The 21205-nt window shown below is 47.0% G+C and carries 11 protein-coding genes and 1 pseudogene; 7 read left to right on the forward strand and 5 right to left on the reverse strand.

Features of this window, described 5'->3' with window-relative positions:
- From BT112_RS21905 to BT112_RS17720, 3 genes and pseudogenes are all read right to left on the reverse strand, one after another.
- A pseudogene (locus BT112_RS21905) lies at nucleotides 1-932 on the reverse strand (hypothetical protein); the annotation flags it as partial.
- A gap of 7 nt (nucleotides 933-939) precedes the next feature.
- Nucleotides 940-2745 (reverse strand): hypothetical protein, encoded by a 1806-nt coding sequence (locus BT112_RS17715; RefSeq protein ID WP_072318803.1) that lies wholly within the window; start codon nucleotides 2743-2745, stop codon nucleotides 940-942.
- A gap of 115 nt (nucleotides 2746-2860) precedes the next feature.
- Nucleotides 2861-4507 (reverse strand): AraC family transcriptional regulator, encoded by a 1647-nt coding sequence (locus BT112_RS17720; protein ID WP_072318804.1) that lies wholly within the window; start codon nucleotides 4505-4507, stop codon nucleotides 2861-2863.
- A 218-nt stretch (nucleotides 4508-4725) separates the two neighbouring features.
- On the opposite strand from BT112_RS17720, the gene BT112_RS17725 reads away from it, so the two are divergent.
- A complete protein-coding gene (locus BT112_RS17725; protein WP_072318805.1) occupies nucleotides 4726-5136 on the forward strand; it encodes a VOC family protein in 411 nt (136 codons plus the stop codon).
- Between the two features lie 145 nt (nucleotides 5137-5281).
- Here the strand turns inward: BT112_RS17725 and BT112_RS17730 are convergent, their stop codons facing one another.
- Entirely contained in the window at nucleotides 5282-5575 is a 294-nt protein-coding gene (locus BT112_RS17730; RefSeq protein ID WP_072318806.1) for a hypothetical protein, read from the reverse strand.
- Nucleotides 5576-5937: 362 nt separating this feature from the next.
- On the opposite strand from BT112_RS17730, the gene BT112_RS17735 reads away from it, so the two are divergent.
- From BT112_RS17735 to BT112_RS17745, 3 genes are all read left to right on the forward strand, one after another.
- Nucleotides 5938-7602, forward strand: a complete 1665-nt coding sequence (locus tag BT112_RS17735) for a YeiH family protein (protein ID WP_072318807.1) — start codon at nucleotides 5938-5940, stop codon at nucleotides 7600-7602.
- Nucleotides 7602-7829 carry a hypothetical protein gene (locus BT112_RS17740; protein ID WP_072318808.1) on the forward strand — a complete coding sequence of 76 codons (228 nt, stop codon included), beginning with the start codon at nucleotides 7602-7604 and terminating at the stop codon, nucleotides 7827-7829. The genes BT112_RS17735 and BT112_RS17740 overlap by 1 nt, the downstream gene beginning before the upstream one ends.
- Before the next feature lie 63 nt (nucleotides 7830-7892).
- The gene (locus tag BT112_RS17745) at nucleotides 7893-9323 is read left to right on the forward strand and encodes a phytoene desaturase family protein (protein ID WP_072318809.1); all 1431 of its coding nucleotides are present in this window, start codon (nucleotides 7893-7895) and stop codon (nucleotides 9321-9323) included.
- A gap of 25 nt (nucleotides 9324-9348) precedes the next feature.
- On the opposite strand, the gene BT112_RS17750 is transcribed toward BT112_RS17745, so the two are convergent.
- Complete coding sequence (locus BT112_RS17750; RefSeq protein ID WP_217652418.1) at nucleotides 9349-13293, reverse strand: hybrid sensor histidine kinase/response regulator transcription factor; 3945 nt, start codon at nucleotides 13291-13293, stop codon at nucleotides 9349-9351.
- Between the two features lie 870 nt (nucleotides 13294-14163).
- Here BT112_RS17750 and BT112_RS17760 point away from each other — a divergent pair.
- The 3 genes from BT112_RS17760 to BT112_RS17770 all read left to right on the forward strand — a co-directional run bounded on the left by BT112_RS17760 (nucleotide 14164) and on the right by BT112_RS17770 (nucleotide 21100).
- The gene (locus tag BT112_RS17760) at nucleotides 14164-15831 is read left to right on the forward strand and encodes a glycoside hydrolase family 43 protein (protein ID WP_217652420.1); all 1668 of its coding nucleotides are present in this window, start codon (nucleotides 14164-14166) and stop codon (nucleotides 15829-15831) included.
- Nucleotides 15832-16037: 206 nt separating this feature from the next.
- Nucleotides 16038-19130, forward strand: a complete 3093-nt coding sequence (locus BT112_RS17765) for a SusC/RagA family TonB-linked outer membrane protein (RefSeq protein ID WP_072318812.1) — start codon at nucleotides 16038-16040, stop codon at nucleotides 19128-19130.
- A gap of 11 nt (nucleotides 19131-19141) precedes the next feature.
- A complete protein-coding gene (locus tag BT112_RS17770) occupies nucleotides 19142-21100 on the forward strand; it encodes a RagB/SusD family nutrient uptake outer membrane protein (protein WP_072318813.1) in 1959 nt (652 codons plus the stop codon).
- The last annotated feature ends 105 nt before the right edge of the window (nucleotides 21101-21205 follow it).

Here is a 21205-nt window from a genome sequence, read left to right on the forward strand (position 1 = left end):
ATGGTGGTACACGGCGGTGCGGTAAGCAATGTCTCGGTGGTAAAACTGATCTCCGTACATCCTTCGGCTTCTCCTTCTTCGTTATAAGGAATAACGGAAACATAGTAGGTGGTGTGTTCTTCGAGAGGTTGAGGGAGTGTAAACACATTCCCGGACACCTGCTGACGGTTCACAAAATCCATCCCCCCGGATGTGGTCCCTATGGAAACATAGTACCCTTCGGCTTCCGCAATGGAGTTCCAGGAAATATCGGTATTAATACCGACCTCGGTATCCCCGTTTTGCGGCATGTTCACGGTGGTACAAGGCGGTGCGGTAAGTAAGATCTCGGTGGTAAAACTGATCTCCGTACATCCTTCGGCTTCTCCTTCTTCGTTATAGGGGGTGATACGTATGAATATTTCCGTATTTTCCGGCAGTGCTTCCGGAAATTCAAAAGAGGTCATAGTACCTTCAGTAAGGTCCGTTTCCGAAAGAATATCATTTCCACCGGGAGTGGTACCTGCCTGTAGATAATATCCATCTGCACCGTTAACACTATTCCATTCCAGTAGGGTACTTACAGGAACATCCGTACTGCCGGGAACAGGAGAAAGCAGTGTGGTGCATTCCGGTGGTTCTGCACCGTCGCCTGTAGAAAACGAAGTTACCGGACAGTTTTCCTGCTCCTCGTCTTCAAAATAGGGGATGATACGGAGATGGTACGTAGTGCTGCTTTGTAATGGCACTTCCGGGGTATATGAAAGTACTTTTCCGATATCTTCCCCGTCTAAGAAATTGTCCGCATCAGGATTTGTTCCTAAGCTGACCTTATATCCGCAGGCTCCCGGTACATTGGCCCATGTGATTTCCGGAATTAACGGAACATCTGTTGCTTCATCGGACGGGAAGGTTACGGAAGTACATTGTTTTGCTACCTGCGGAACCGTCACTGTAATATCATGCCGGATGAGAATAAGATTTTTTCCGTTGTTTCCGGGGGGGGGCACTGTCTTCCAGAGGAACCAGATCGCTGGTTATCTGGCAGTAATAGACGCCTTTGTCGCATCCGGAGAGATTGTTCAGGATGTATTCGTGATCATCAGGGGCGTCTTCGATGGGAGTACCGTCCTTAAACCATTGATAATGATTCTGGCTTCCCCTGACCTTTGTCGTCAGTATAAGGGTATCTCCCGCATTGGGCAGATATGCTTCGGGTTCGTCTGTTTTGGCCTGGGGAGCATAGTTGTAATCCCCGAAAATATGATAAAAATCCTGCTCCCGTCGTTTATGATCCCGGAAATAGACGTAATCTTCGTGCTGCCCTTCAAAATCCCCGAAGTGAAAACGGTTATGCTGAAATTCAAAAGAGAAATTATAAGTATTTGGAGTCACTTTGGAACTGAAGTCGGGAATAGGGCCGGACATTTCGTTATCGTTTACCTTCAGGGTTTTGGATCCCAGATGTGCCACATTGGTAAAAAACTGCATCATGAGCTCATTTCCGGTGATGTTGTTTTCTGATACATCAATACTCCCTATATTTTGAGCGGTTGAAATGTCGAAAAATGTCAGTTCGTTTCTACTGAGGTTGATCCTTTCCAGTAACGGGTTTTGTGAGATATCGATAGTAGGGGTTATATGGTTGGAAGAAGCGTTAAGTGATTTGAGCAGTGTATTGTTGGAGAGGTCGATACTGCTGAAGTCATTGCGGCTTACATTGAGGTTTTCAAGCAAGGTATTTTGTGACAGGTCGATCCCGGTAAGTTGATTGCCCGAAGCGGTGAGTTGACGGATTAAAGTATTATTGGTGACGTCGAGCTGAAGCATATTGTTGCTACTGAGGTTGAGTCGGAGAAGCGCTGTATTTCCGGAAAGGTCGATCTCAAAGGGCCCCGAAGTACCCTTGGATGTGATACTTACATCGGTCAGCTCAGGACAGTTTTGTAAAGAGAGATTGCTCATGTGGTGTAGTAGTATATCTATTTTAGTGAGCGTAGCGGTTGCAGGAGGGATAAAGGTTTGTACATCCGTGCCTATAAGTGTGATGGTTTGTAAAGCAATAAAGTTGGAAAGATCGATAACCGGGATGTTTCCGCCATATAAGCGTATGTTCTTCAGGATATCCGGAGTGGAAGGTAGATTGACCTGTATGGTGCGTAAGGCTCCTACACCGAGATCGATTTGTTCCAGGTTGGGGTTCGGGGCCAGGTCGATATCCAGGTCATTTCTCGAATAGATATAGAGATCGGTTAGTGAGGTGGTCTGTGGCAGTGTAAAATCCTGCAGGTCTCCGAAGTTATAAATATGTATTTTTTCCAGTTTTGTATTTGTCCCCAGGTCAATTTCGGTGATCGGAGCCTCATTGGTCATTCCGTTGGCCCGGATATCGAGGGTCGTCAATTCGGTATTAGAGGAAAGGTCGAGGTTTTCCAGGACCTGGTTCTGATCGAAGATCAGTGTTTTCAATGCTGTTAAATTGTGCAGAGGCAGGGTGGCAAACTGGTTGGTTCCTGCATCGAGGTATTCCAGAGCGGTAAAAGCTTCAAGCCCTGTAAAGTCCGTAATGGTATTTGCTGAAATGGTGAGGGAGGAAACCCCCAGTGCGTCCGAGTTGAGTATGTTACCGTTGAGTCCGTTGCTGTCAATACCCTGGTCGATGAGTTCCTGTTCGAAACCGGTATCGGGTATGGCGGTAGTCTGTGCGTGCAGACAGATACCGGAATATAAGATGAGGAAAAACGCTGGAAGTAATCGTTGTTGCATAGTTCGGTACTTTTCCAAAAACGAAATGCTGCTTTTGCCGCAAAAGTATCCAACACTTCTGTGCCAACGGTATCACCCTAATGAGTGGTACACGAAAAAGACCATAAAAAGGGGGCTAACTGCAGAATTTCTCTTTGTAGGCCGTCGGGGTATAGCCGGTATGGTTTTTGAAAATCCGGTTGAAGGAAGATTTGCTTTTAAAGCCGGATTCGTATGCGATAGCTATGATCTTGAGATTCCGGTACTCCGGGTCTTTCATTAACCTGCAAGCCTCGTCGACCCGATAGATATTAATGAAATTGTAGAAATTCTGCTCAAAACACAGGCTCAGGACTTCAGAAAGGTGATTACTGCTCATACCGAGCCTGGAAGCCAGTTGCGAATGATTCAGGTCAAAATCCAGGTAAGGTTTCTCCTGTTCCATATAATCGGTGAGTTTGTGCATGAGTAGCTGCCGGTCTGCCGCACTGAGGGAAGAATTTTTATAGCTCGGGGAATTATTGTCATTTGCTGCATTTTCATGGCCTATCCGCCCGGCGATCTCTTCCATTTGGGTCTTGAGGGCGTCGTGGCGATTGTGAATATCCCGGAAATCGCGGATAAGCCGGGCGTTTTCCGATTCCAGGGACTTCCGTTTCCGGTAGTAAAAAAACAGGATACCCGATAGCAGAAGAAATCCTAAGAAACATCCCAGGATGATCTTTCCTTTTTGCGCCCTGAGAAAAGCGAGTTCCCTTTTTCCGTGTTGTATGATTTTCTGCTGATCGGAGTTTTCCTTTTTCAGGTCGAGCGTCATGGCATCGCCCTTTTCCTTCATATTGGACTTTACCATATCCGAATACCGTTTTTGTTCCTTATACGAGGATTCGAAGTCTCCTGTAGCTTCATAAGCTTCGGCAAGATAGTTGTGAGTCTTCATTTCCACTTCAACGATGTGCAGTTGCACGGATGCTTCCCCGGCCTGGTTGAGATACGTTATGGCTTGTTTGGGTTTCCCGGATCTGAGATAACTCATGCCGATATTAAGAAGTGCCGTTGTCTTTTGTTTGGAATATACGATGTTTTGCTGGAGATTTAAGGAATTATTACTGAGATCCAGTGATTTGCCGTAATCTCCCAGCGTCATATAGGAACTGCTCATATTGTTGAGTGCGGTAACCACAACAGTAGTATCCCCGATTTCGAGGCCCATCTTGCGGACCTTTTCCAGGTAACGCAGGGATTCCTTTTCATCACCGAGTTTGGAATACCCCGTAGAAAGTCCGTTGTAAGCGGCAATGGCGGTCAGGGGAGGGGTTTTATACATCCTGGTCCGCTGTATCACGGTGTCCATCACGGCAATGGCCTTGTCGTAGGCCCCGATATTATTATAGACATTACCGACATTGACCAGAATTACTGTCCTGGCAATATCCCTGTTGGGGATGTCCCCGCATTTGTCGAGTGCTTCGTGATAAATACGCAACGCTTTTTCATACGCATTGATATTGTTATAATAGATGGCCTGGTTCATCAGCGCCTGAAGTTCTGCTTCCCTGAGCTCGTAAGAACGGGAAAATTCCAGTAGGGAATCGGTATATTTTTTATGCAGTTCATACTGGCCGTTGCGATGGTATTGCTGGCATGCATGCAAATAGTCGCGGGCTTTTTGCCGTATAAACATCAGGCTGTCCTGCTCTTGTTTTTGTAAAGGATTGTCCTGTGCCTGTGAAAATACGGTGAAGGGCAACAAGATAAAAAATAGCAGATGTTTACGGTACATGGATGTTTTTTGGTGTTTAAAAATATAATAACCTGGCGTTTTTATATCTTATGGGTACAAAAATACATGTTTAGAGGAGAGTAACAGAAGATTTTCTATTCCTCCGATATTGCGGTAAAACTAAACAGGTAGAACCGTAAACCCTTCATGGAAAACAGGGAGTTTAAAAAAAATAGTATTTTCATACACTGAAAAATCAATGACAATACCATATTATCATGAACGAACGTACATCATCTCCGCATAATTTTACATTCCATAAAGATCACGATGCTTTGCTGGTCAGGGATGTCAATAAAAGTGCGGCATTTTATTCGCGAATATTCGGTCTGGAGGAGATCTATAGTGGTGGCCTTGGAGTAAAGTATCGCTGGTTCCGGTTTCAGGACAAAGTGCAGATACACCTCATCGAAAGCGAAGAACATTTTGAACCGCACAAAGGGGTTCACCTGGCACTGAACGTAAATGATCTCGATGCATTTATGGAGCATCTCAAAGTACATCACGTTCATTTCGAGAACTGGCCCGGTGAAGCCGGAACGACCAATACAAGGCCGGATGGGATAAAACAGATCTACCTGCAGGATCCGGACGGTTACTGGATAGAAGTGAATAATAATACACTCTGAAAACGGGACTGCAAAAATACCGGGTACTGAAATCCTGCGCTACCCATACTCATCGGTTTCTATTGCCATAATAAAAGAGGCCATCCTCCCGGACAGCCTCTTTCACATGAATATAAAGATTATCGGATTAAAGCATTAAACCTGCTTATTTCTGTATCCAGTTTCCGTCTTTATCGGCAAAAAGTACATTCTCTTCACCGTTCATGGAAATTTCCAGTTTGTACTCCTTTGCTTCGTTCGTATAAGCTTTGGAAATGGTAGCACCTTCAAAGTCTCTGGAAAGTGCATCGGAGACTTCCTGCGGTACCTGGTCTACCGGAACTTCGGTAAACTCTTCCTGCTGTACGGTAACGATGTTATTGTTATGTGCTATTACGGGGGTTGCCTGAGCGGCAAAAATTCCGAAAACCAGGGCCGAAGCCAAAATTACCTTTTTCATAATATGATGTTTTTAAGATTAACTTTAAATGTTCTGTTATGTATAATGTAAATTTTATGCCATAATTCAGGTTTTTAGTTAGTTTGCTGTTTGTTAGTGATTTATGTTTTTTAAGTCATGGATTATGTTGTGTAATTTGAAACATACACCATGTTTTTTGTGTAAAAAATATACAGATTGATAAGTTTTTTTAGTGTTAAGTGTTTGGTTTTTAGTTTTTTATTGATAAGTCTGACCTGGATAGCCGATGTCAGCGTCGAACTTAGCGGAAGGATGTGGTTTGGGGAATGCCGTGGGGTAATCTGTCCGAATTTTATTAATTTGCCGTCTTAACGGACATAACCCATCTTTACATCCGCCGTATGCAACGTGTTTTAAGAAATGAAGACAGCTGGGCCATTATCATTGGTCTCGGTCTTGTCCTTATCGGACTTATTGTTTTTTTCATCCTTCCATTTTCGGGGATGGCACAACAAGAAAATTTGCTGAAAGAGGAACTGAAAGCGCAGGAGAGTTCCCCTTATAAAACAGTTGCCTGGTACCGTCTTTCGGAGGAGCGATCGGTTTTGTCTTCTGCCGGGACCCCTGCAGGCAGTGCGATAAAAAACGTATTGCGCAGTCCCGGAAAATGGGAATATAATCCGCTGCAGTCCTTATATAAAAATGAGGCTCCGTATCCCACCGTTCTTCCGGCTGCCGAAGACAGTCTCCGGATACTTGAGGAACGTGCTCTTGCGGCGCAAAGGCATTTTGAACGTAGGGGAACTCCGGGAAGAGACATGGAAACGGCAGCCCGTTCTGCTACTATATGGAACGAAGCCCGTAAGGCACTGGATAAGGCGAAAAAAGGGGTGTCCTCCTATAACCTGCTGTGGTCACTGCCGGTGCTGGCCATACTATTCGGGATGATTTTTGCGATTGGCGGACATTTTCTGGGATACGGCTTCCGGACTTTTTTTATTGGTTTTCTGGGTATTTTCGGGTTGGCTTTGATTTCTTTTATACTGGGGCAGCAAACCGATGTCCGCTCTATGGGCTTCGGTTATCCTTTATGGGGGATAGTGCTTGGCATGGTGATCTCAAATACCATAGGAACGCCTGCCTGGTTGCTTCCGGCCGTCAGGACGGAATTTTATATCAAGACCGGATTGGTATTACTCGGTGCGGAGATCTTATTCGGGAAAATACTATCCATAGGGTTGCCCGGGATTTTCGTAGCCTGGGTGGTCACTCCGGTTGTTCTGGTACTCACGTACTGGTTCGGACAGAAAGTCCTGAAGATAACGAGTAAAACACTGAATATAACGATCAGTGCCGATATGTCCGTCTGCGGGGTTTCGGCGGCCATAGCGACGGCTGCGGCATCGAAAGCCAGTAAGGAAGAACTCACCCTTGCGGTGGGTTTGTCTATGGTGTTTACTTCGGTGATGATGGTCGTGTTACCGGCCTTTATCAATATGACCGGTATGCCCGAAGTACTCGGGGGCGCCTGGATAGGTGGTACTATAGATGCCACCGGTGCTGTGGTAGCTGCCGGAGCTTTCCTCGGAGAGACCGCCCTGCAGGTAGCGGCAACCATAAAGATGATTCAGAATATGCTCATCGGGCTTATAGCTTTCTTTGTCGCTTATTATTTTGCACGGATATCCGGCAATAAAGAGCGCGGAAATAGCAGGATAGAAGCAAAGGAACTATGGAACCGTTTTCCCAAATTTATTCTCGGATTCGTAGGAGCGTCAATACTGATTTCGTTGTTATACCATCTTGCAGGACCTGATCTCGGAGAGGCTATGATAGACCGGGGGCTGATCAGGAGTTTTACCAAAGACCTACGGAGCTGGTTGTTCTGCCTGGCTTTTGTGAGTATCGGGCTGTCTGTGAACTTTAAGGCATTAAAATCGCATTTCAGCGGAGGGAAACCGCTTATTCTGTACGCCTGCGGACAGCTTTTTAACCTGTTGCTTACCCTGGCGGTTGCCTACCTGATGTTTTATATCGTATTTCCCGAAATAACAGAAAGCCTCTGATGAAAAGCCGTGCCGGAAAGTTAGTGATTGCCATTCTCGCTATACTTCTCATACAGTTACTCCTGTTGGGGATACACCGCAGTTTGCCGGGATATGACAGGTTCCGGGAGCGGGCCGAAGCCAGGGGAGTAGATATGAATGCTCTGTTCTATTCCGAAGAAAAGCATACCAGCGGGGCGGCGAGGGCGCTGGAAGATAAAGTGGACCGGGAAGACGGCGACCATTGACCGACCCGAAAGATCATAGGAAAACACTGTAATTTCCGGATATTCCCGTAACTTAGGGGAACGATGGAGGAAGATTATGATATTATCGTCGTAGGGTCCGGCCCCAACGGGCTGGCTGCAGCCATAAAACTGCAGTCGGAGGGATTACAGGTGCTGCTCATAGAAGGTAAAGAAACTATCGGGGGCGGGATGCGTACGGCCGAACTTACGCTGCCTGGGTTCCGGCACGACATCTGTTCTGCGGTGCACCCGACTGCCCTGGCTTCACCCTTTATGGCTTCCCTGCCACTACACAGGCACGGGCTGAGATACATCTGGCCGGAGATAGATTGTGCACATCCCTTCGACGACGGTTCCGCAGCGCACCTGGAGCGGTCCGTGCGCCGCAGTGCAGCTTCCCTTGGACAAGACACCAAAGCATACTGTGATATCTATACCGATCTCGCCTCATATTGGTGCGATATTGCTCCGGATGTTCTCGGACCTCTGACTTTTCCTTCCTGTCCCCGGAACATGCTGAAATTCGGGATGAGGGCATTACAGCCGGCCACCTGGTTTGCAAGACATTTCCGTACCCGGGCGGGTAAAGGGCTCTGGGCAGGTATGGCCGCACATTCTTTGCAGCCCCTGAGTAATTATGCGACATCAGCCATAGGGCTGGTCCTCACGGCATCCGGGCACGATGGCGGATGGCCCGTACCGGAAGGAGGATCACAGGCCATTGCCGATGCCATGGGTTCTTTGTTTACTTCGATGGGGGGAACCGTCCACACCGGATACTATGTGCGTTCGCTGGAAGAGCTTCCACACGCCCGTGCCGTACTTCTCGATGTAACGCCCCGGCAATTACTGGACATAGCAGGAGACAGGCTGTCCGCATTTTATCGATGGCAGCTGAAGAGGTACCGCTATGGAATGGGGGTTTTTAAAATAGACTGGGCTCTCGACGAACCCATACCTTTTAAGGCCGAAGCATGCAGGAGGGCAGGAACCGTTCACCTCGGCAACACCCTGGAGGAAATTGTGCACTCCGAAAAGCAGGCAGCACAGGGGAAGCTTGCCGGCAACCCTTTCGTATTACTTACACAACCCAGTATAATAGACCATAAGCGTTCGCCCGAAGGGAAGCATACGGCCTGGGCATATTGCCATGTGCCCCACGGATCTGTAGCAGACCGTACAGAAGCTATAGAGAACCAGGTGGAGCGGTTTGCTCCCGGTTTTAAGGATGTGATACTGGCCAGGAACACGATGAATACCATAGCAATGCAGGATTACAATCCCAATTACGTAGGAGGCGATATCAATGGCGGGGTTATCGACATCGGACAGCTTTTTACCCGGCCGGCATGGCGCAGGTCACCGTATCGTACCTCGGCAAAAGGAGTGTACCTATGTTCGTCTTCCACACCGCCGGGCGGAGGCGTACACGGTATGTGCGGATACCATGCCGCTGTCCGGGTCCTGAAAGACCTGGGACATCCGCGAAGATGACACCTGTTTTTCTCTTGGCACGTTTTTAGTGCACGCTGGCTTCTTCCGGGACCTTCTCCCTGTAGACCGTCGGTGTAAGCCCGTAAAATTCCTTGAACCCGGACGAAAATTTGGAAACATTGGAGAACCCGGTCGCATAAGCGATTTCGGTAATGCTCAGGTTATTGGTACGGAGTAGTTCACCGGCCTGTTTGAGGCGTATGTTCCTTATAAAATCGCGGGGCGACTGGTTGGTGAGCTCCTTGAGTTTCCGGAAAAGATGAACACGACTGATCCCGATCTCCGAAGCCATCATCTCTACGTTAAGCTCCGGATTAGCAATGTTTTCGTTGATGAGTTTTGTGACTTTTTGCAGCAGTTTTTCATCCGCCGATTTGATACTGATCTTACTCAGTTTATCTTCCTTGATCTGATTTCCGCAGTATATGTTTTTCAATAACTCCCTGTTTTTAATCAGGTTGCGTACGGTTTTTTTGAGGATCTCTATGTTAAAGGGCTTGGACAGGTAGGCGTCCGCTCCTATGGACAACCCTTCGATATTATCGTTGATCCCCGTTTTAGCCGTAAGCAAGACTACCGGAATATGGTTGATATTCACATTTTGTTTAATTCTTTTGCATAGCGCGATCCCGTCAATTTCGGGCATTTTCACATCACTGATAATGATATCCGGATTTTTCCTGAGTATCTGCATAAGGGCCTGTTTACCATTACAACATTCCGCCACATGATATAACGGGGCCAGTTCTTTGTGCAGATAGTTTCGTATTTCTTCGTCATCATCCACGATGAGTACGTTATACTTCGTACTCGAACGGACATGTTCATCATCCGTAGCTTCGGAGAAACTGGTAATATAAGGTTCTCTTCTCGGTTCGTATTGGTGAGACGGTGTTACGGGAGTTTCGGAAGGCAGGAGCCCGAAATGATGAGCTTCCATAGGGATCTCGATCACAAATGTAGCCCCTTGGTTTTCCGGGGTATTCACAGCACGGATGGTACCGTAATGCAGGTTTACGATAGACCGGGTGAAATGCAGTCCTATTCCCGTACCTTCCACCGGCTTGTCCGGATCGGGGTTCTGGTAAAACCTGTTAAAGATGCGTTCGGTTTCTTCCGGTTTAATGCCCGCACCGCTGTCCTGCACGGTAATTCGGGCATAATCTTCCCCGTTATCGTGTTTTATCACATCAAGGGTCAGTCGTATGACACCGTTATCGGGTGTGAATTTAAAGGCGTTGGACAATACGTTCTGGATGACCTTATCAAAATAGGCGGGGTCTGCATACATAAACAAAGCGGGGACATTGTGCCGGAATTCGAAATGTATATTCTGGGCCTGGATACGGTCTTCGAATAACGTGCACACTTTTTCAATAAACCCGATGATCTCGATTTTTCGGAATTGCATGGTTATTTGTCCCTTATCGATCTTTCGGACATCGATAAGCTGATTAATCAGGTGCAGGATACGCTCCGAGTTTCGCCGGATCAGTTTATAGGTACGCTGACGGGTAGGGTCTCTATCGGAATGTATGAGTTTGGTCAGCGGATTTATGATCAGCGATATCGGGGTTTTTATTTCATGAGAGATATTGATAAAAAACTGTAGTTTGGCTTCGTTGATCTTATTGTTGTAATGCTGCTTACGGATCTTTTTCCGGGTTTTATACCATTGCCGTACCTGGTAGTAGATGAGAAAACCGATAAGCAGGACTAATGCCCCGTAAGATATCCTGGCCCATACCGAAGCATACCACGGGGGGTGGATGATTACCGTGATTTCCTCAGGAGGTGAAAAGGCCTTGTTTTCCCGGGCTTTTACACGAAATGTATAGGTGCCCGGTACGAGATCATTAAAAGTAATGTTGTTTCCTACCTGTCGTAGACTCACCCAGTTGTTAGTGTTGAGCGTATAATAATAGGTGACTTTTTCGGGAGAAGTGAAGTTGGTCGTGGCAAATTCGATACTGAATGTATTATCGGAATAGGCCAGTTGTATGGTATCGGACTCGGTAATATTTTTTTCTATAATGTCGTATTTTCCGGACTTCATACCTTTTTTAACCTCCTTGTTCCGGATGTAAAAAGCCGTGATCTTTACATCAGGCACTTGTCCGTTATCGATAATAGCTTCAGGACGAAAAAGGGTGACCCCGTTGGTGCCTGCGAAGATAAGTTGGCCCGTTTCATCCGAATACCCTGCTCCTTTGCTGAATTCGTTACCCTGCAGACCGTCGTTGATATAGTAGTTGGTAAAGTGTTGCTTCTGCGGATCGAATCTCGATAACCCGTGGTGCGTACTTACCCAGAGATGATTCTGGTCATCTCCCTGTATCGCACAGATAAAGTCGCTGGAGAGGCCATCTGCCATGGTGTACTTTTTATGCGCTCCGTTGCGATGTTTGCGGTACAGTCCTTCGGAGGTTCCCATCCAGAGGCTTCCGTCCTGGTCTTCGTGCAGGGTATAGATAATGGTGTTATTCAGGGAATGTTTTTTTTTCTCCGTATTGAGGAACGACATGGTATCGAGATCCAGAAACCCCAGGCCTCCATACGTTCCTATATACAACATATTGTCTTCCGTATACAGCAGGTAGTTGATCCACTTGTTATGAAGACGGTCTTCCGGGTTGCCGTTGGGAGCCGTACAATACCGGGTTACTTCGCCGGTCTTGAGGTTTAGGGAAAAAAGTCCCGATCCCATAGAACCTATCCAAAGGTTCTTATCGCGATCTTCGGTAATGGCGTAGATGCTTTCTACTTTATGAGACTGATCGTCCCTGAGCTGACCCATATACTCGAACTTTCCTGTTTTGCGGTCTACCCGGGCGAGTCCTTTGAGGTAAGAACCAACCCATAGATGATGTTCCGAATCCTCGAAGATCGTCATAATGGTAGCCGGGGCATTCGGTGGAGCAAAATGAGCCACCTGCTTACCTGTTTCATCGACACCGTAGAGCCCGTCGCCGTCCGTTCCCACCCATAGAATACCTTTGCGGTCCTTGAATACGGACATTACACAATTGGAACCGATGGCGTTGTTCTGAGGAGACTGATAACCGATATACCGGAAACTGTTGGTCATGGAGGGGATGAGCATAACCCCTTTCTGGAAGATACCCACCCATAAATTTCCGGATTGGTCTTCCGTAATGGAATGTACTTTTGTCTTTGAAAAATCAAAACGATTTGCTCCCGGGTTCAGGTCTGTCAACTGTCCGGTTTTCGTGTTAAAAAGCTTGATACCTTCACCATCCGTGCCGATGAGGATATGCCCTTCTTTATTGACGTATAGGGTCTTTACGGGAATTTGGGCGCGGTGCTGTGAAATGACCGACCGGAAGTTGTGTTTTTTCTCGTCGTATATAAACAGGCCTTCATGCAGATTTCCGGCATAAATATCGCCCTTGTGATCCTGGCATATACTCGAAATATTTCCCTCTCCGGTATTTGAGGTAAAGAAATGCTCGGATTTCCCGGACCTCGTTATCCGAAACAGTCCCTGGTCTTGGGTGAGGACCCATAAGGACTGTGAAGCATCTTCGAAGAGTCCGTGTACATAACCTGTAGTGAGGGATATATCGGAAGGGGTACAGAAATATTGTCCGCCTTTTTTTTGTAGCAGGAATATACCAAAGCCGGAAGTACCCACCAGGACATCCCCGTTTTTTCGCTCCGTAACCGAAGTTACGTGAGGTTGTAAACGCTTCCTTTCTGAAGTATATATAGGGATTTCCGTAAAGGACTGGGTGTCGTAATCGTAGTGTTGCAAACCGTTGAAAAAACCGAAAAACAAGTGGCTTTCCCGGTTCTCGAATATGACCCGGACGTAATTGTTCAGTAAGCTTGTTGTGTCTTGCTGGCGGTGTTTCAGTTTTGTAAACTTGGCGCCGTCGTAACGATTGAGGCCGTCTTCGGTAGCAATCCAGATAAGTCCCCTGGAATCCTGAAAAACCTGGTTGATCATGCTGCTGGATAATTCCGTATCCGTAGAATAAAGCTTGCCGGATTGCGCAAAAAGCTCAGGCACCGTATAAAAAAAACAGCCGATGAAAGCTGCAAATACAATAGCAGGGGGACAGTAAGGGGAAATAGCTATCAAAAATCTGAAAAATAGTTGTTTCATCATGGCAGTAACTTATAATTTAAACACCGATCACTACATTTTTCGTAATGTTCACACGACCTTCCGAAGTTCGCTCCCGGAAAGCGATAAAACCTGGCCGGATTCCATGAATATTCCGTGGGCTCATATAGTGTATACACCATATAGTTTTTATGACTACAATGTATGCTTATTTTTTTATATTCTCAATTTTTTAGATAAAAAAATATTAACAATACTGTTTTGAGGTCTTGTTTTAAAGTATTTAATATGATGTATCTCATTTGATATCCGGTTTTTGGGCCATTAAACAGTCTTGGCCAGGCTTCCTGTGGTAAATTATTAATATGAATATTACGTAATTGTGTTTTTGATAGTATTCGGTGGTTTAAAATGATATTTTCGTATATTCTGTAGGTTAAGTATTGTTAAATATTCTGTGATTTCGTGCCGGTGTAACGTAACGGAAAGGAATTGTAACATTACGAATAGTCATTTTGACAATTAGGGGGTACTTTTACCCCATGTGATAACAGCTAAATCGCAAGTGAAAAAAAGTTTTTTGAAGCGAACTGTTATTGTGCAGATGAAGAGGTCCCGCGTGTTATTTTCCGACATGCGGAGAACACAGCTTTAAGCGTTAATTAATCTACAGAACCGACCATGTTAAACACACCATGTTTGTCCGTATTGCGGAGGTTTGTACCTTGCATTGTATACCTTGTAGCGTTCATGTCTTGCGGCCCTGAAGCAAAGAAAGACGAGAATGTGCCGGTAGCTCCTCATACGGCTTTCTTTGATTACTTTAATTATACCGGGAAAGATGATTTTTATACAGAGAATCCGCTGCCGGATAACTCCTCTTTTTACAATCCCATCCTTCCCGGGTGGTATTCCGATCCCAGTATATGCCGTAACGGCGATGATTATTTTATGGTAACGAGTACGTTTTCCTATTTTCCGGGAGTTCCGTTATTTCATAGTAAAGACCTCATGAACTGGAAACAGGTGGGGAATATTCTCCGTCGCTCCGCTCAGCTCAAACTGGACAATCAACGTGTCAGTCAGGGGATATTTGCACCGGCCATCAGTTACAATCCGCACAACCGGACGTATTACATGATTACGACCAATATCGGCGGTGGTAATTTTTTTGTCAAGACCCGTGATCCTTTCGGGGATTGGTCGGATCCTGTATGGTTGCCCGGGGTACACGGCATCGATCCGTCTTTTCTTTTTGATGAGGACGGAAAAGCTTACATCGTGAATAATGACGAACCTGACGGAGGGTCTGCCTATGAAGGGCACAGGGCGATCCGTATCCACGAATTTGACGTGGAAACGGAAAAGACAAAGGGAGAGGGGAAAATGATCATAAACGGAGGGGTAGATCTCAAAGAGAAGCCAATCTGGATAGAAGGACCGCACCTGTACCATATAAACGGGAAGTATTTTCTGATGTGTGCCGAAGGTGGAACTTCGGTAGATCACCGTGAGGTTATATTTGTTTCCGACAGTCCGATGGGGCCTTTTAAGCCCTGGGATAAGAACCCGATCCTCACCCAGAGACACCTGGACCCGGACCGTCCTTTACCGGTTACCTGCGCAGGGCATGCCGATCTTATACAAAAAGACAATGGCGAGTGGTGGGGCGTGTTCCTCGCCTGCCGTCCGCTGGAGAACGATTTTGAGAATCTGGGCCGGGAAACATTCATGATGCCGGTACAATGGAGTGAAGACGGGTTTCCCTTTATGACAACGGGTGATGAAGTCGTACCGAGAATCGTGAAAATGGACGGAGTGCAACGGGCAGACCGTGTTACGTTCGGGAATTTTACGGTACGGGAAAATTTTGATGCTCCGCAGTTGGGTGCCGAATGGATGACCCTGAGAGGACCGGCGGAAGGGCTCTACACGCTTAAGGAAAACCCGGGGTACCTCGCGCTTAAAACAGCTGAGGTGAATACATCGGAACTCAAAGAGCCTGCTTTTGTGGCCCGAAGGTTACAACACCATAAATTCGAATGTGAGACCCGAATGCATTTTCTTCCGGAAACCGATAAGGAGCAAGCCGGGTTGGTCCTGTTTAAAGACGAAAAACATCAATATGCATTCCTGGTACACAAAACCGGGGAAGAGACCGAAGTAACCGTACATAAAATAAGCCCCGAAGGGGTGGAGGTTATCGGTAAACAGGCACTTTCTTCCGAAGACAAAACAGGGGTGTTACTGAAAATAACCTCTTCAGGAAAACATTTCGATTTCACCTTTAAGCAAGGAAGTGATGACTGGAAAAAGGTCGCGGAACATATTCCGGCAAGACACCTTTCTACAGCGAACTCTTATGGCTTTACAGGTACAACGGTGGGAATGTATGCCAGTTCCAAAGCGTTTAAGTAGTGTGAAAAAAACAGAAGCTGTCGTACTCTTTTTTAATTCCTTTTTGAATGTACAGCTCGTTTTTATAATAATGTGTGTGAAGTTTAACCAATCAGAAAATTAAAAACCAAACCTCGTAACACAGGGAAGTTTTTTTGGCGGACAGGGCAGGTAATAACAACGTGTTCAAACGCTTTTGGTTTTTAGTTGCTTTAAAATCAAAATCTATGCAAAGTGTAAATGTACAATCTTTATGGCAGCAGTGTTGTCGATGGCTTTTCAGAATAGCCTTTTCGCTGGTGCTGATGTTTTCTTTTACGGTCTATGCCCAGGCTCAGCAGACCGTATCGGGGAGAACGCTTGACGAATCGGGGGTGGAACTTCCCGGGGTAAGTGTCCGGGTAAAAGGAACAAACACCGGGGCTGTCAGTGATTTTGACGGGAATTACAGTATCCAGGTACCCGATGCCAATGCTGTACTCGTATTTTCTTATGTAGGTTTTAAGACCGTGGAAATTAACGTAGGAGGACGATCGTCTGTCGATGTCACTCTCGAAGAAGATCTGCAGCAACTCGATGAAGTTGTGGTAGTCGGATACGGAACACAGCGAAAAGAAGCGGTGACCGGTTCTGTAGCTTCCGTAAAAGGAGGAGAGATCCGTGAAATGCCAGCGCCTAACATCTCCCAGGCTATCCAGGGACGTGTGGCAGGGGTGGAGATGACCCCTACTTCGAGTAAACCCGGCGCCTCCATGCAGATCCGTATTCGAGGTACCCGGTCGCTTAACGCCAGTAATGATCCGCTTGTGGTACTGGACGGAATTCCTTTCGGAGGTTCGATAGGAGATATCAACCCTAATGATATCAAAAGTCTTGATATCCTCAAAGATGCTTCCGCCACGGCCATCTATGGATCGAGAGGAGCCAACGGGGTGATCCTGGTGACTACAAACCGCGGGCAGGCCGGGCAGGACGCTAAAATAACCTATAACGGATACACCGGTATACGCACCCTGTTTTCTAAATTCCCGATGATGGACGGACCGGAGTTTGTAGCGCTTCGGGCTGCGGCAGGACAATTTGATAATACCCTCGATGAGTCGGATGATACCAATACCGACTGGCAGGATATGATTTTCAAGACCGGTATGCTTACCAGTCATGATATCGGGGTGACCGGGGGAACACAAAAAGGGAGCTATAGCTTTAACGTAGGTTACTATAAAGATGAAGCCGTGGTGCCGTTACAAAATTACGAACGTCTGTCCCTTAGGGGCTCGTTTGACCAGGGGATAGGAGAGTTTATCCGCGTCGGACTGACGACGAATAATACTTATGCCGTAACCAACGGGAACAATTCGCCTGCCGTAGGGATGGCGCTCGGGCGTTCGCCGATAGCAAATCCGTATAATGAAGACGGTTCCCTGAAAAATACATTGCTCGAACAGACTTCCGGAGCGCAATGGGTGCCCGGCAGAAAGCGTTTCGAATCGCTCGGAGATAAGTACGTGGACCAGAATCGTGCCTTCAGTTCTTATAACAGTTTGTATGCCGAGCTGGATATTCCGTATGTAGAAGGATTAAAGTATCGTATGAATCTCGGGTTGAACTACCGCCAGAGCAATGACGGTAGTTATACCGGCGAAGGGGTGTTCAGTGGTATAACCGACAACCCTTCTACGGCCTCCATTGCCAATGCACATACGACGGAATGGACAATAGAGCATATGCTTACCTATGATCGTACGTTTGCTGAAAAGCATAACCTGAACGTGGTAGCATTATATTCCGCACAGGAATCCCGCTATAACAGGTCGTATGTCTGGGCCAGGGATATTCCGGCAGATCACTTTCAGTTCTACAACCTGGGGCAGGCCCAGGGAGAGATCAATGTCAATCCCGGAGAGCAATGGTACAATGTCAGCGGCCTGATGTCTTATATGGGGCGAGCCATGTATTCCTATGACGATCGCTATATGTTGAGTGCAACGTTCCGTTCGGACGGTTCTTCGAGATTGGCCAAAGGCCATCAGTGGCATTCCTACCCGGCCATATCGGCAGGATGGAACATCGCTAAAGAGTCTTTTATGAAAAACGTGGAAAGCATAGATCAGTTAAAATTCCGGGTAGGTTTCGGACAAACGTCCAATCAGTCCGTTGATCCGTACAAGACACTCGGTTTACTGGCCACAAGACCTTATAATTTCGGAGATGAATTTGCCATGGGATATTATCTTTCCGAATTGCCCAATGCGGATCTGGGGTGGGAGTATTCCGAAACCTGGAACTTCGGTCTGGATTTTTCCTTTTTCAACAACAGGCTATCCGGTACTGCCGAATATTATATTCAGAATACAAATGATGTATTGCTTGGCGTAGGATTACCTCCGACGACCGGGGTAGGGAGCTATACGGCCAATATCGGGAAGACCCAGAACAAAGGGATGGAATTTTCGCTGAACGGACTTATTCTCGATAATCCGGACGGGTTGAGCTGGGAAGCCGGGATCAATGTCTATGCCAACCGGAACAAACTGGTAGCCCTGGCATCGGGGCAGCAGCGCGATGAAGGAAACTGGTGGTTCGTAGGACATCCTATAGATGTGATCTACGATTATGAACGTACAGGATTGTGGCAGGAAGACGATCCGTATCGGGATATCCTCGAGCCCGGGGGGAATGCAGGGATGATCAAGGTAAAATATACCGGAGATTATAATGCGGACGGATCGCCGACCAGGGCTATCGGTGCCGAAGACAGGCAGATCCGCGATTTACAGCCCAGGTTTCAGGGAGGATTTAATACCAGGCTCACCTACAAGAATTTCGATTTTAGTATGGTAGGGGCTTTTAAGAGCGGAGGAACACTGATCAGTGCACTTTACGGCTCTTCCGGATACCTGAACACCTTGAACGGCCGTGCAGGTAATAACGTCAGTGTGGATTACTGGACCCCGGAAAACACAGATGCAAAATACCCGAAACCCGGAGGAATCCAGACCAGTGATAATCCCAAATACGGAAGTACGCTGGGCTATTTCGACGCTTCTTTTCTCAAGGTGCGTACCATCACACTCGGATATAATTTTGACCAGAAATTTATCACGGATGCGGGGATCGACAGGTTACGGTTGTATTGTACCGTGCAGAACCCGTTTGTACTTTTCTCGCCTTACACCCGGGAATCGGGGATGGACCCGGAAACCAACTCGTATGGTGATGAAAATGTCGCAGTGGGCGGGCAAAGACGTCTGTTGATTATCGGGACCAATACCCCGGCGACACGAAACTATATGATTGGTCTGAATCTAACTTTTTAAAACCGATAGCTATGAAACGTAATTATATAAAAATATATATAGGAACAGCATTGCTTTCGCTGTTTTTGGGATCGTGCTCCAAGGATATCCTGGACGAGCAGCCCCGCAGTATTTATGAACCCGGTTATTTCCAGACGGAAAGGGGGATTTACGGAGGAGTGACCGCCTTGTACGGACACCTGCGAAATATTTACGGACAGGCCTATTATTACAACTCCTGTCTTACGGGAACCGATGAGGCTACCTATGCACAAAGTGCGGATGGGAACTTCAGGGATATGGACCTCTCCGGAGTGGGGCAGCTCAATGCCATGACGAGCCGTTCCGATGTGCTTTGGAATAACGCGCTGCCAAACATCAATATGGCAAGCGGGATTATAGAAAACGCTCCTACCGTAGAGAATATCCCCGAGTCGCTCATTGCCGAAGCGAGGTTTTTCAGGGCCTTTGATTACTTTTTGCTCGTACAGACTTTTGGTGGAGTTCCGCTCGATCTGGGTGGAGGAGAATTGCGATTTAATACCGCTACGGTGCGTACTTCCGTCCGGAATACGGTTCCGGAAGTGTACACCAAAGCCGTATTTCCGGATCTGATTACGGCTATCGAAAACCTTCCGGATGTAGGAAGGGTCACCGGGGCAGTAACAAAAACCGTTGCACGGCTTCACCTCGCGAAGGCTTATCTGACCTATGCGTGGTGGCTGGAAAACCCTCGTAATATTCCTACTTATCCCGAAGCCCAGCGGGTAGACCCCGACGGACACGATGCGCAGTGGTATTATCAGCAGGCTCATGACATTGCTGTAGAGGCTATAAACAGTCCCGGGCCTTACGGTTTACAGGATACTTATTATGATGTAAACCTTGCTGAGAATGACCGTAATAACGAGATTTTACTGTATGCAGATCATACCGAAGACAGCGAACTCTATAACGGAGGAAGCCTTACTTATGGTAGCGGGGGAGCTCCCGATAATTTTGCAGTATGGATGATGACATGGAATTATACCAGTCTGATCAGCGCACTCAATACGGAGCGCAGCAGCATATTGAGTTCGGTACAGCGGGAAGCGGCACAAGCCTACGGCCGGCCGTGGACACGTATGGCCCCTACCATAGATGTGGTGACCAACACCTTCGAAGATAAGACGAACGACTCCCGCTACGACGGTACTTTCGTCACCGTTTATCGTGCTAACTGGCCCAAAGGAGGAAGTAATGCGGAATTTGTGTATAACGCCAATAATCTGAAAGTCTATCCGGGAGAACCTATTTTTTCTTTCCTCGATGAAGAACCGGACGAGGCTATAGACTATTCCAATAGTACGTATAACAGCGGGATAGGAGCAGGAGTGTTACCTGGCCGTTCGGATTATGTGATCTCGCCGGAGGGAATAAGCCGCCGGGTGTATCCGGGATTATGGAAACTCGGGGTGTATCGTACCGATAACGGGAATGGCCTGGGGCAACCCAATGCGGCGAGTACACGTCCGTTTAATATCGCCAAGTTTTCCGAATTTTACTTTATCGCAGCAGAAGCCATTGTTAAAGGTGCTGTTCCGCAGGGAGGCCAGAGCGCCAGGGAACTTATCAATGTTATCCGTGCCCGTGCGGGGAAATGGCGATGGGACAATAACGGCAACGCCGCCAAAGATGAAGATTACAGCGATGAAATGGTGTCGGCTACACCAGCCGAAATTACCATCAACTATATTCTCGAAGAACGTTCCAGGGAATATTATGGAGAGGGATATCGGTGGTTTGACCTCGTGCGTACCCAAAAATGGGAAGAGTTTGCAGGATCCTATACGATATGTGGTCCGGATGTGGGAGATCACACCCCGCAGACCTTTCAAAGAACTATAGAACCTTATCATTATTTGCGGCCAATTCCTCAGGGACAGCTGGATGGTATGGAAATGTCCGAATCCGATAAAAGAGCATATCAGAATCCGGGGTACCCCAATTAACAGTGTACCGGAAATGATATCATGAGCTTACAATAAGCAGTTTTGGTGGAACAGGGACAACCCTTTTTTAATCTAAGGAGTCCCTGTTTTTTTAACCGGTAGGGA

Origin of the sequence: Sinomicrobium oceani, from assembly GCF_900119185.1 — a bacterium.
Taxonomy (GTDB): domain Bacteria; phylum Bacteroidota; class Bacteroidia; order Flavobacteriales; family Flavobacteriaceae; genus Sinomicrobium; species Sinomicrobium oceani.